This window comes from Rhizobium skierniewicense, assembly GCF_014196515.1.
In the GTDB taxonomy this organism is placed as follows: Bacteria; Pseudomonadota; Alphaproteobacteria; order Rhizobiales; family Rhizobiaceae; genus Agrobacterium; species Agrobacterium skierniewicense.
The window spans coordinates 129,454-142,444 of sequence record NZ_JACIDV010000007.1 but is presented as its reverse complement, the minus strand read 5'-3'; the positions used below and the strand labels follow the sequence as shown (position 1 = coordinate 142,444).

The following is a 12,991-nucleotide window of genomic DNA, read 5'->3' as shown; positions in this document are numbered from 1 at the left end:
TCTCCGAGGCAATAGGGGAGACATCACACGCTGGCATTGCCTCCGGTCAAACTTTCTATTGGCCAAATATCCCGTAATTGATCGGTCTTGGCAATATTTATATTATTTCCCAAATCACTGATATGATCTCCGAAGCCGTGGATTGCGCTCAAAAACCATACAATATTGGAAATGCAAGGTTTTCCCGCAACAAAATGTAAACGAAGCCGCCATACACTTCATGGGCATAAAGCTCTCGGGCAGACATGCTTTCCCGTCATGAAGATTGAAAAAGCGCGATGCAGGCATTGTCTCCGAAAATGTTGTTGGCCAGACGATTTGCGCGTTCACGCAAAGGTTCTGCGGCCATAGAGTTCGCCATTCTGGCCGTTCCCTATTTTCTGCTGGTCTTTGCCATCATCGAGACTTTTCTGGCGATGATAGGCGAACAACTGGTCACGAATGCAACGGACCGGTTGGCGCGTCAGTTGAGAACGGGACAGATTTCCAGCTCCATCAGTCAGGAGGATTTCAGAAAGCTGTTTTGCGCCGAAGTGTCGATCCTGATCACCTGCTCTGCAGACGAGATCAAGAAACCGGAAAAGCTATACATCGATCTTCGCAGCTTCAACACTTTTGCCGACATTCCCAAAACCGTCCCCTTGACGCCGAACGGCCAGTTTTTCGATCTCGATGTTTCCGCGTTCCGGTTCGCACCGGGGGGGCCGAGCACCATCAACATGCTGCGCGTTTATTACCGCTGGCAGGTGGTGGCCGATATCGTGCGGCCCTTCCTGACCAATATCCGCCCGAAGGATGGGTCCATGCCATCGCATTTCCTGATTGTCGCAACAGATGCGTTCCGCAATGAAGCATACCAGTGAGCGCGGCCGGATGGTGAGGAAAAGAAAAATGGCATTGCGAGTCATTGGCCGGACGTTCAGGCGACTGCGGCAGGATCGTCAGGGCGTCGGCGCGGTGGAGTTTGCGATCATCTTCCCGGTCCTGCTGGCGCTTTACATAACGGCCTTCGAACTGACGATCGGCTTCAGCGTCTATAAGCGGGCAACGCATGCAGCCGGTACGATCGCCGACCTCGTGTCGCAGCAGGTGAGCGTCAACAAAGCATACCTGAAGACCATGCCCGACGTCGCCTCGGCAATTTTCGTACCCTACGCCACGGCTGGGCTCGATTTGAAGATCAGTGGAATTCAGGTGGATGCCAACAGGGTCGCCAGGATCAACTGGTCCTGGAGCCAGAGCAATCAGCCCCCGTACCCCGCAAATTCCGTCGTCAACCTTCCCGACAATCTGAGACAGCCGAACGCGTTTCTCGTCCATGCGGAGTTGACGATTCCCCACACGCTTTTGATGTTCCTGTCGGACGCAGCCCCAAGCATGCGGCAGATTACGATCGGTCGGGATTATTACTTCGCAAAGCGCGAGCAGGATCCGATTACCTGCAGCGATTGTTGAAACAGATATTTGGGCGTGGGCAATAAAAAGCCGCGGGGCATCTTTCCCGCGGCTTTTCCGTCTTGTTTGTGTTCAAAGGTTATTCCGACGGCATGTCCAGCACGCGGCTGAAATAGAGCGCCACGATGGTGCACAGCGCACCGGACAAAAGATAGATACCGACCGCGAAGAGCCCAAACTTCGATGAGAAGCCGAGCGCGACCAGAGGTGCAAAGCCAGCGCCGATCAACCATGAAATATCTGAGGTGAGCGATGCGCCCGTATAGCGATATTCACGGCTGAAGCGCGAGGCCAGCGCGCCGCCTGATTGGCCGAAGGACAGGCCGAGCAAGGCAAAGCCGATCAGCACGAAGAGGTAGCGCCCAATATCGCCCGACGCCAGAAGAACGGGCGCGACGAAGCTGAAGATCGCAATCAGCGCGGCAGCGATGCCGAGCAATTTGCGACGACCGATCTTGTCGGACAGAACGCCGGAGACGACAATCATGCCACCTGCGATGATGGCGCTGACGAATTGCACGAACAGGAAGTCGGAGACGCGCTGGTTTGTGTTGAGAGACACCCAGCTGAGCGGAAACACGGTGACGAGGTGGAAGAGCGCAAAGCTCGCCAGGGGCACGAATGCACCCGTCAGGACGACCCGTGACTGATTGCGCAGCATCTCAAACATGGGCTTGGGCTCCAGTTCATGCTGTTGCAACATGGACTGGAACTCCGGCGTGACGATCATGCGCAAGCGTGCAAACAGTGCCAGAACGTTGAGCGCCAGAGCAACGAAGAACGGGAAACGCCAGCCCCACGCCAGGAATTCCGGGTTGGAAAGCTGGGTGGTGAAGATGATGAAGAAGGCGCTCGCAAGACCAAAGCCCATGGCCGCTCCCAGCTGTGGCATCATGGCGTACCAGCCACGCTGCTTTTCAGGCGCATTCATCGCCAGAAGGGAGACAAGGCCATCCCACGCCCCGCCAAGTCCAATGCCCTGGCCGATACGGAACACTGCCAGCAGGACCGGCGCGATTATGCCTGCTTCCGCGTAGGATGGCAGGAAGCTGATCGCCATGGTGGACCCACAGAGCGTAAACAGCGCTGCCGACAGCTTGACGCCTCGTCCGAATTTGCGGTCGATTTGTAAAAACAGGAGAGAGCCGATGGGGCGGGCAATGAAGGCCAGCGAAAACACTGCAAAGGAGTAAAGGGTGGCGGTGAGGGGATCGACGAACGAGAAAAAGACGTGAGGGAAAACGAGGGCGGAGGCGATGGCATAGACGAAGAAATCGAAGAACTCCGTCATTCTGGCCAGGATGACCGCAATCGTAATGCGATCCGGGTCCACGGCGACAGGCGCCCCTGGCTGGCCATTCGTTCCGTTGTTTTGTGAGTAGGACGAGGCCGTGTCGATATAACTCATAAAATTCCCTCCTGCGTATGGGCTAGCCATGACCATAACGAACGACGCTCCTCTTTCGTCGATGTTATGCGGCGGATTGTCACACAGGGGTTTGAGGCCGTCAATTGAAGAATGTCCGGAAGGGCTTGCGGACACGCTATCCTATGAGATAATGCGGGACTTTCCGCTCTTCAGTCCCAATTTTCCGCATGCTGCGAAGACCGCAGTGAAAATGTCATGTTGCACCGCGACAAACTACCTCATGTCCTTTATGAGGTTTGGCAATTATACGCATCAAGCAATATGAAAAACAGTACGAGTCCCAAAACGTGCGCACCCTTATGAAAACATCCTCTGCCCTTGCGGCCCTGTCCTCCGTGCTCCTGCTCAGCGGTTGTGATCTCGTCGTCATGAACCCCGCCGGCGACATCGCTATCCAGCAGCGCGATCTTATCATCACGTCCACGGTCCTGATGCTTCTGATCATCGTTCCGGTGCTGGCCCTCACGCTCTTCTTCGCGTGGAAGTACCGTGCATCCGCCAAGGCGGAGGATTATGATCCCGAATGGCATCACTCCACCCGTCTTGAAATGGTCATCTGGTCTGCTCCGGTTGCCATCATCCTGATGCTGGGAACAGTCACATGGATCGCGACGCACCGTCTCGATCCATACCGTCCCCTAGACCGTATCGACGCCGACCGTCCGGTAACAGCCGAGACGAAACCGATCACGGTCGAGGTTGTTTCCATGGACTGGAAGTGGGTCTTCTTCTACCCGGAACTGGGCATTGGCAGCGTCAATGAATTCGCGGCGCCCGTCGATGTGCCGATCAATTTCAAGATTACCGGCACGACAGCGATGAACTCGTTCTACGTCCCTGCGCTGGCTGGCCAGATCTATTCGATGGGCGGCATGCAGACGAAGCTTCATGCCGTCATCAATAAGGAAGGCGTTTATGATGGTTTCTCGGCCAACTTCTCCGGCCCAGGCTTCTCTCACATGCGCTTCAAGTTCCATGGTCTGAGCCAGGAAGGCTTCGATCAATGGGTTGCCAAGGTCAAGGATGGCGGCAAGGGCTTCGGTCGCATGGAATATCTCGAGCTTGCAAAGCCAAGCGAGCGCGAACCCGTGCAGTATTTCGCCAATGTCGACCCTGAGCTTTTCGACGCGATCCTCAACCGCTGTGTGGAGCCGAACAAGCTTTGCGTGCGCGACATGATGCATATCGATGCGAATGGCGGCGGCGGCAAGGAGGGCATCGATGTGGCCAAGGCGCTGAACTCCGTGGTCTGCACCCCGCTTTCGCCTTATGGCGTTGCATCGGGCTCGCAATCGCTGCCGGCCGCAATTCAGGGCCAGACATTCCAGTCCACGGCTCTGCCCGATGCCAAGGCCGAACTGCCGTCTGCACCCAAAACCGCAGGCTGAACATCATAAGGCGCATCCGAAGAATGATGCGTAGAATCAATAGATTGGAGCGTTCCTTGTGTTCAGACTGACGCAAGGCACTCTAAGTCAATCGCAAGAGGCTAAAATGGTCGCCACCACCGATCAAACGTCGTTCCTTTTCGGGAAGCTGACGTTGGAATCCATACCCTTCCACGAGCCCATTCTGATCGTCACTTTCACGGTCGTTGCTCTCGGTGGCGCAGCCCTTCTGGGTCTGCTCACCTATTTCAAGCTCTGGGGCTATCTCTGGAAGGAATGGTTTACCAGTATCGATCACAAGAAGATCGGTATCATGTACATCGTTCTGGCACTCGTCATGCTGATGCGCGGCTTTGCCGATGCGATCATGATGCGTATCCAGCAGGCCATTGCTTCGGGTGGTTCGGAAGGCTATCTCAACGCCCACCACTACGACCAGATCTTCACCGCTCACGGCGTTATCATGATCCTGTTCGTGGCGATGCCGATGATCAACGGTTTGATGAACTTCGCCATTCCGCTGCAAATCGGTGCGCGTGACGTGTCCTTCCCGTTCCTCAACAATTTCTCTTTCTGGATGACAGTGGCTGGCGCCGTGATCACCATGATTTCGCTGTTCATCGGTGAATATGCCCAGACCGGCTGGTTGGCCTATCCGCCCCTGTCGGGCATCCAGGGAAGTCCAAGCGTCGGTGTCGACTATTACATCTGGGGGATCCAGGTCGCCGGTGTCGGGACGACGCTGTCTGGCATCAACCTGATCGTCACGATCATCAAGATGCGTGCGCCTGGCATGACCATGATGCGCCTGCCGATCTTCGTGTGGACATCGTTGTGTTCCAACATTCTGATCGTGGCATCGTTTCCGATCCTGACCGGTACACTCGCGCTGCTGACGCTTGACCGTTACGTTGGTACGAACTTCTTCACCAACGATCTTGGCGGCAATCCGATGATGTATGTGAACCTCATCTGGATCTGGGGCCACCCAGAGGTCTATATTCTCATCCTGCCTGCCTTCGGTATCTTCTCGGAAATCGTATCGACCTTTTCCAACAAGCGTCTCTTCGGTTACGCGTCGATGGTCTACGCAACGGTGGTCATCACCATTCTGGCCTATGTCGTGTGGTTGCACCACTTCTTCACGATGGGTTCGGGTGCCAGCGTCAATGCCTTCTTCGGCATCACGACGATGATTATCTCCATTCCCACCGGTGCGAAGATTTTCAACTGGCTCTTCACCATGTACAAGGGTCGTATCACCTTCGATGTACCCATGCTGTGGGCAATTGGCTTCATGATCACCTTCGTCATCGGCGGTATGACGGGCGTCCTGCTCGCCGTGCCTCCGGCGGACTTCGTGCTGCACAACTCGCTGTTCCTGGTTGCGCACTTCCACAACGTGATTATCGGCGGCGTGCTGTTCGGCGTACTGGCGGGCATCGTCTACTGGTTCCCGAAAGCCTTTGGCTACCGTCTCGATCCGTTCTGGGGCAAGATGTCCTTCTGGTTCTGGTTCGTCGGCTTTTACTTCGCCTTCATGCCGCTCTACGTGCTTGGCCTGATGGGCGTGACCCGCCGCCTCAGCCAGTTCGAAGACACGTCGCTGCAAATCTGGTTCATCATCGCCGCATTTGGTGCCTTCCTCATCGCGCTGGGCATTGCGTCGTTCATTATCCAGCTCGTTGTCAGCTTCTTCCGGCGTGAAGAACTTCGTGATCTGACGGGCGACCCTTACCATGGTCGTACGCTGGAGTGGTCCACGTCATCGCCGCCGCCTGTGTACAACTTCGCTTTCACGCCGGTCGTGCATGAAGTCGACGCCTGGGCCTATATGAAGAAACATGGTGCAGAACGTCCGCTGGATGGGTTCATCCCGATCCACATGCCGCGGAACACCGGCACCGGCGTGATCCTCAGCGGCATCAGTGTTGTGCTCGGCTTTGCACTGGTGTGGCATATCTGGTGGCTGGCGATCCTGGCTCTTCTGGCCATCATCGGGGTCTCCATCGCTCACACCTTCAACTACAATCGCGACTATTACATTCCGGCATCGGATGTAACGGACGTTGAGGCAGCCCGTACGAAGCTGCTGGCAAATCAGGCGTAACAGTATGTCCCAAGCACCTGCACACAGCGCCAGCGGCGCGGAAAAGCCGGTCTTCTACCTCAAGGAAGACCACCATCCGGAAAACGGCACCTCGCTGGGTTTCTGGCTTTACCTGATGAGCGACTGCCTGATCTTCGCAACGCTCTTCGCAACCTATGCCGTTGTCGGCCGCAGCTATGCGGCTGGCCCTTCGGGCGCAGATCTGTTCGACCTGAAGCTGGTGGCGATCAACACCGCCTTCCTGCTGTTCTCTTCCATCACCTATGGTTTTGCCATGCTGGAAGCGCAGAAGAAGAACATCAACAGGACCCTGATCTGGCTCGCCATCACCGGTGTTTTCGGTCTGGCGTTCCTTAGCCTTGAACTTTACGAGTTCTATCATCTGATCCATGAGGGTGCGACGCCTCAGCGTTCGGCCTTCCTTTCGGCCTTCTTCGCGCTGGTCGGGACCCACGGCCTGCACGTCACCTTTGGCGTCATCTGGCTTGTGACCCTTATGGCCCAGATCAAGACGCACGGCCTTCATGCAGCCAACATGCGCCGCCTGACATGCCTGTCCATGTTCTGGCACTTCCTCGACGTTATCTGGATCGGCGTCTTTTCCTTTGTCTATCTGGTTGGAGTTCTGTGATGAGTGCAAACACACACGACCATAGCCACCATCACGATCATGGGCATGCCCACGGCGACGATCATCACCACGATAGCGGCGAAGATCACGGCTCGTTCAAGAGCTACATGATCGGCTTCATCCTCTCGGTCATCCTGACGGCCATTCCGTTCTGGCTGGTCATGGGCGATGTCATCGAAAACCGAACCACCACCGTCCTGATCATCATGATCTTCGGTGTGATCCAAGTTTTCGTGCACATGATCTATTTCCTGCACATGAACACGAAGTCGCAGGGTGGCTGGATCTTCATGTCGCTGCTGTTCACGCTCGTTGTCGTCATGATCACGCTCGTGGGTTCGCTATGGGTCATGTACAACATGAACAAGAATATGATGCCGCCCATGACGATGGAGCAGATGCGCAACATGCCGTAACCGGCGCTGTTTCAATGATATCGCGGCCTGCATCCAAGCGGGCCGCGCTTCTCCGAGAGACAAGAGACCCCATGAATCGGAGAGGAGATTCGTGGGGTTTTCTGTTGGGCGGGAAAGCTCTCAATGACCATTCAAAGCGAAACCACTCCGCGCAGGCGTATCCGCCCAGCAGCGATCGGCGTCATGCTGATAACCACGATCCTGACCGGCTGCCTGCTGGCCCTCGGTACGTGGCAGGTGCACCGTCTCGCGTGGAAGCGCGATCTGGTGGCGCGCGTCGAAGAACGTGCGCATGCGGCACCTGTGGGACTTCCCGCGCCAAACGAGTGGCCCGCCATGACGGACCCATCACACTATGAATATCGCCGCGTGAAGGTGACAGGGAGCTACCGTCATCAAGACGAGGTGCAGGTCTACACGGTCACTGATCTTGGCCCCGGCTATTGGGTTCTGACGCCGTTGCAGCGCGCCGATGGGACGGCTGTTGTGGTCAATCGCGGCTTCGTGCCAACCGATAAGCGCGAGCCATCCACCCGACCGCAAGGTGAGGTCGAAGGGTCTGTCGAGATCACCGGCCTGATGCGGGCGACGGAGACGGGCGGGCTTTTCCTGCGAACCAACGACCCGGAAAACAATCGCTGGTATTCACGCAACATCGCCCAAATTGCAGATGTGAAGAAAATCGAAAACACCGCCCCCTTCTACATCGATGCGGATGCGACGCCCAATCCGGGTGGTCTGCCAATCGGTGGCAAGACGATGCTGACCTTCCCCAACAATCACCTGTCCTATGCCATTACATGGTATATTCTGGCGGGCATGGTGGTGGTGGCTGGCTGGTACGTTACCCGCAATCTGAACGGATCAAAGACCGCCACCGATGCGCCGTCTTCCGATGATGACGAGGGTGCTTGAAGAAAGGGTTTCACCTTTCTTCTCACGATGATTATATCACTCGTTCGTTATCGCGGCCGCTCCGGTCGCGCTTTTTCTGGGTGATGCATGGCACGAGCTTTCCTTCTCGTTCTTGATTCCTTTGGCGTGGGCGGCGCGCCGGATGCCGAGCAATATGGTGATCTGGGCTCCAATACGCTGGGCCACATCGCCGAGTTCTGTGCCGCCGGTGCGGCCGATCGTGCCGGGTTGCGGTCGGGTCCGCTGATGCTGCCGAATATGTCGGCACTGGGCCTCCTGGACATTGCGACGCTGGCTAGTGGCGAGATGCCAGCCGGAATGGACGCGCCGGAGCGCATCTACGGGCTGCACGGCTGCGCCAGCGAACTGTCCAAGGGCAAGGACACACCATCGGGCCATTGGGAAATCGCGGGAACGCCGGTTCGTTTCGATTGGGGTTACTTCCCGACGGAGGGAGACGCTTTCGCACCGGAGTTGGTCGAAGCGATCTGCGAGCAGGGCGACGTGCCAGGCATCCTCGGCAATTGCCATGCGTCGGGCACCGACATCATTGCACGTTTCGGCGCAGAGCATATTCGAACGGGGAAGCCCATCTGTTACACATCGTCGGACTCCGTTTTCCAGATCGCGGCGCATGAGGCACATTTCGGGCTGGAACGGTTGATCGCGTTTTGCCAAACGGTGCGCACCCTCGTCGATCCCCTCAATATCGGCCGTGTTATTGCCCGGCCGTTCACCGGTGAAACCGTCGCCACGTTTCACAGAACCGGCAATCGGCGGGATTTTTCCGTTCTGCCGCCCGAGCCGACATTGCTCGACCGCCTCGTGGAGATGGACCGCAAGGTGCTCGCCATCGGCAAGGTCGGTGATATCTATGCGCATCAGGGCGTCACGCGTGTCATCAAGGCTAGCGGAAACGATGCGCTGATGGATGCCACGCTGGCAGCCATCGAAGAGGCGGAGAATGGCGATCTCGTCTTCACCAATTTCGTGGATTTCGACATGAATTACGGCCACCGCCGGGATGTGGCGGGATATGCTGCGGCACTCGAAGCCTTCGACGTCCGCCTGCCGGAAATTCATCGCAAGATGCAGCCGGGCGATCTCGCCATCCTGACCGCCGATCACGGTTGTGACCCGACATGGCGCGGCACCGACCATACTCGTGAACGCGTGCCGATCATGGCCTTTGGGCCTGGCATTCGCGAAAGGAACATCGGGATACGGTCATCTTTTGCCGATATCGGCGAAAGTATCGCGTCCCATCTCGACATACCGGCAGGCCGCCACGGCAGGAGTTTCATGTGACGTCGCATTTGTTCAAAGCAGAAATCCATTGCCATCTGGAAGGTGCGGCCCCGCCTGCACTGGTGGCACAGCAGGCGCAGAAATACGGCATCGACAGCAGTCCGTTCTTGCGCGACGGCGCTTACGTCTGGACGGATTTTGCCGAGTTCATCCGCTGTTACGATGCTGTCGCTCAGGTCTTCAGGACGGAAGAGGATTACGCTCTTCTGACAGAGGCGTATCTGACGGAGCTGGCCGGTGAAAATACCATCTATAGCGAATTGATCATTTCGCCCGATCACGGAGATCGGATCGGCTTGGGTGCGGATGCCTATCTTTCCGGCATTGCGGCAGGTATTGCGGCGGCCAAGGAAAAGACCGGCATCGAAGCGCGTATTATCGTCACCGGCGAGCGCCACTTTGGCCCCGAAAGCGTCATCGCTGCTGCGGAATATGCCGCGCGCGTCAGACACCCGCTGATCACGGGCTTCAACATGGCGGGTGAAGAGCGCATGGGTCGGGTGGCGGATTACGCCCGCGCCTTTGATATTGCCCGCGATGCCGGTCTTGGGCTGACCATCCATGCCGGCGAAGTCTGCGGCGCCTTCAGCGTGACGGATGCGCTCGATCTCGTCAGACCCCAACGCATCGGCCACGGCGTGCGCGCCATCGAGGATGAGGCATTGGTCGCACGGTTGGTGGAGCTTGGCACCGTTCTTGAAGTCTGCCCCGGCTCCAATATTGCTCTCAATGTCTACCCGGATTTCGAAAGCCATCCATTGAGACGCCTTCGCGACGCAGGCGTGCGGGTCTGCATCAGTTCCGACGATCCGCCCTTCTTTCACACCTCGCTTGCGCAGGAATACGAGATCGCGCGCCATGCCTTCGGTTTCAGCGATGCTGAGATCAACGCCATGACGCGAACCTCCATCGAGGCTGCATTCGTTGACGAGGAAACGCGCGCGACGCTGATTGCCAGATTGGATGCGCAATCTGACGCGACATAAAACGAGCAGGAACCGAGGTGCAAAATGCTTATCCGGTCTTGCGAAAGCGGCTCATTCGGTGAAATACAGAGACATCAGAGATCAAAGAAAAGGCCAGCTTCATGGACGGCGTCACCGTTATCGCTCATCCCCTCGTGCAGCACAAACTCACCATCATGCGCAAGAAGGAAACCTCGACTGCCGGTTTCCGCCGCCTTCTGCGGGAAATCTCGACGCTGCTCTGCTATGAGGTCACGCGCGATCTGGAAATGACGATGGAAACCATTGAGACGCCGATGCAGACCATCGACGCTCCGGTTCTGGAAGGGAAGAAACTGGTGTTCGCCTCGATCCTGCGTGCCGGAAACGGACTGCTGGAAGGCATGCTGGAACTCGTACCCTCTGCCCGCGTCTCCCACATCGGTGTCTACCGTGATCATGACACGCTGGAAGCGGTGGAATACTTCTTCAAGGCACCGGATAATCTCGATGCACGCCTCATCATCGTTGTCGATCCAATGCTCGCAACCGGCAACTCGTCCATCGCCGCCGTCGACAAGCTGAAGGAACGTGGCGCGAAGAACATGCGCTTCCTGTGCCTGCTGGCCGCCCCCGAAGGCATCAAGAATTTCCGCGAAGCGCACCCGGATGTTCCGATCTTCACGGCCTCGATCGACAGCCACCTGAACGAACAGGGTTACATCATGCCCGGTCTCGGCGATGCGGGCGACCGCATGTACGGCACGAAGTAACGCACAAAAAATGCGCCCTCAGCGATGAGGGCGCATGATCATCGAGATAGATATCTCCTACTTCATCGTCGGCATGACGAATTCTGCACCGGTCTTGATGCCGGATGGCCAGCGGGCCGTGACCGTCTTGGTCTTTGTCCAGAACTTGATCGAATCCGTGCCGTGCTGGTTGAGATCGCCGAAGCTCGAAGCCTTCCAGCCGCCGAAGGAGTGATAGGCCAAGGGAACAGGGATCGGAACGTTGATGCCGATCATGCCGATGTTGATGCGGCTGGCAAAATCACGGGCTGCGTCACCATCACGGGTGAAGATTGCAGCGCCATTGCCGTATTCATGCTTCATCGGCAGGTCGAGTGCCTCTTCATAGTTCTTGGCACGAACGACCGAGAGAACCGGTCCGAAGATTTCCTGCTTGTAGATGTCCATGTCGGTGGTCACGTTGTCGAACAGGCATCCGCCGACAAAATAACCCTCTTCATAGCCCTGAAGCTTGAAATTGCGGCCATCGACGACGAGCTTTGCACCTTGCTCGACGCCACTGTCGATCAGGCCGCTGACGCGGGCCTGCGCTTCCTTGGTAATCAGCGGACCCATATCGGCCTTGTCATCGGTGTAGGGACCGATCTTCAGGGCTTCGATCTGGGGAATGAGCTTTTCAATGAGGCGGTTTGCTGTCTCTTCACCGACCGGAACAGCCACAGACACCGCCATGCAGCGTTCGCCAGCCGAACCGTAGCCGGCACCCATCAAGGCACTGACGGCCTGATCGAGATCGGCATCCGGCATGATGATCATGTGGTTCTTGGCGCCGCCGAAGCACTGCGCGCGCTTGCCGTTCATGGCAGCCGTGCCGTAGACGTAACGTGCGATCGGGGTGGAGCCGACGAAGGAAATGGCGCCGATATCGGGGTTGGTCAGGATGCCATCGACCGCGCTCTTGTCGCCATTGATCACGTTAAGAATACCGGCGGGCAGACCGGCCTCGATCATCAGTTCGGCCAGGCGGATCGGCAGCGATGGGTCACGCTCGGAAGGCTTCAGGATGAAGGCGTTGCCGCAGGCGATGGCCGGTGCAAACATCCACATCGGGATCATGCCGGGGAAGTTGAACGGCGTGATGCCAGCGCCGATGCCGACAGGCTGGCGAATGGAATACATGTCGATGGCAGGACCGGCACCTTCGGTAAACTCACCCTTGGAAAGATGCGGGATGCCGCAGACGAATTCGCAGACTTCCAGGCCACGAATGATATCGCCCTTGGAATCTTCCACCGTCTTGCCGTGCTCGCTGGACAGCAGCACTGCCAGTTCATCCATGTGCTGGTTCAGAAGATCAACGAATTTGAAGAAGACGCGCGCGCGGCGCTGCGGGTTGGTCGCGGCCCATTTCGGCTGGGCTGCCTTGGCGCTTTCGACGGCGGCCAGAATTTCCGCATCGCTGGCCAGCGAAAGCGTGGCCTGCACTTCACCCGTTGCCGGATTGTAGACATTGGATGTGCGACCGCTGGTGCCAGCCACACGCTTGCCGTCGATGAAATGACCGATTTCTTTCATGGGTGTTCCTCCTGAATTTTTGATGATCCCACCTTTGCGCTTTGAATTGTACAAATCAATGACTAAGA

The 12,991-nt window shown here is 57.1% G+C and carries 12 protein-coding genes; 10 read left to right on the top strand and 2 right to left on the bottom strand.

Annotated features, from left to right (window positions below; genetic code table 11):
* Positions 1 to 299: 299 nt before the first annotated feature.
* On the top strand, positions 300 to 863 hold the full coding sequence (locus GGQ73_RS12950; protein ID WP_174151942.1) for a TadE/TadG family type IV pilus assembly protein: 564 nt from the start codon (positions 300 to 302) through the stop codon (positions 861 to 863).
* A gap of 28 nt (positions 864 to 891) precedes the next feature.
* Positions 892 to 1,455, top strand: a complete 564-nt coding sequence (locus tag GGQ73_RS12945) for a TadE/TadG family type IV pilus assembly protein (RefSeq protein WP_183896694.1) — start codon at positions 892 to 894, stop codon at positions 1,453 to 1,455.
* A 79-nt stretch (positions 1,456 to 1,534) separates the two neighbouring features.
* Here GGQ73_RS12945 and GGQ73_RS12940 read toward each other — a convergent pair whose 3' ends face one another.
* Complete coding sequence (locus tag GGQ73_RS12940; protein ID WP_210290114.1) at positions 1,535 to 2,863, bottom strand: MFS transporter; 1,329 nt, start codon at positions 2,861 to 2,863, stop codon at positions 1,535 to 1,537.
* Positions 2,864 to 3,183: 320 nt separating this feature from the next.
* Here GGQ73_RS12940 and cyoA point away from each other — a divergent pair, with 320 nt between their 5' ends.
* From cyoA to upp, 8 genes are all read left to right on the top strand, one after another.
* Positions 3,184 to 4,272, top strand: a complete 1,089-nt coding sequence (cyoA, locus tag GGQ73_RS12935; RefSeq protein ID WP_183896693.1) for a ubiquinol oxidase subunit II — start codon at positions 3,184 to 3,186, stop codon at positions 4,270 to 4,272.
* Positions 4,273 to 4,378: 106 nt separating this feature from the next.
* Entirely contained in the window at positions 4,379 to 6,382 is a 2,004-nt protein-coding gene (gene cyoB, locus GGQ73_RS12930; protein ID WP_183896692.1) for a cytochrome o ubiquinol oxidase subunit I, read from the top strand.
* Positions 6,383 to 6,386: 4 nt separating this feature from the next.
* Complete coding sequence (gene cyoC, locus GGQ73_RS12925; RefSeq protein ID WP_174151842.1) at positions 6,387 to 7,013, top strand: cytochrome o ubiquinol oxidase subunit III; 627 nt, start codon at positions 6,387 to 6,389, stop codon at positions 7,011 to 7,013.
* Complete coding sequence (gene cyoD / locus GGQ73_RS12920; protein ID WP_174151843.1) at positions 7,013 to 7,429, top strand: cytochrome o ubiquinol oxidase subunit IV; 417 nt, start codon at positions 7,013 to 7,015, stop codon at positions 7,427 to 7,429. Before cyoC ends, cyoD begins: the two co-directional genes overlap by 1 nt.
* A 123-nt stretch (positions 7,430 to 7,552) precedes the next feature.
* Positions 7,553 to 8,344 (top strand): SURF1 family protein, encoded by a 792-nt coding sequence (locus tag GGQ73_RS12915; protein WP_183896691.1) that lies wholly within the window; start codon positions 7,553 to 7,555, stop codon positions 8,342 to 8,344.
* A gap of 87 nt (positions 8,345 to 8,431) precedes the next feature.
* Complete coding sequence (locus GGQ73_RS12910; protein ID WP_183896690.1) at positions 8,432 to 9,652, top strand: phosphopentomutase; 1,221 nt, start codon at positions 8,432 to 8,434, stop codon at positions 9,650 to 9,652.
* A complete protein-coding gene (locus tag GGQ73_RS12905) occupies positions 9,649 to 10,638 on the top strand; it encodes an adenosine deaminase (protein ID WP_183896689.1) in 990 nt (329 codons plus the stop codon). The genes GGQ73_RS12910 and GGQ73_RS12905 overlap by 4 nt, the downstream gene beginning before the upstream one ends.
* Positions 10,639 to 10,739: 101 nt before the next feature.
* Entirely contained in the window at positions 10,740 to 11,369 is a 630-nt protein-coding gene (gene upp, locus GGQ73_RS12900) for a uracil phosphoribosyltransferase (protein ID WP_077102204.1), read from the top strand.
* A gap of 57 nt (positions 11,370 to 11,426) precedes the next feature.
* Here upp and GGQ73_RS12895 read toward each other — a convergent pair whose 3' ends face one another.
* The gene (locus GGQ73_RS12895; protein ID WP_183896688.1) at positions 11,427 to 12,923 is read right to left on the bottom strand and encodes a CoA-acylating methylmalonate-semialdehyde dehydrogenase; all 1,497 of its coding nucleotides are present in this window, start codon (positions 12,921 to 12,923) and stop codon (positions 11,427 to 11,429) included.
* Between the last annotated feature and the right edge of the window lie 68 nt (positions 12,924 to 12,991).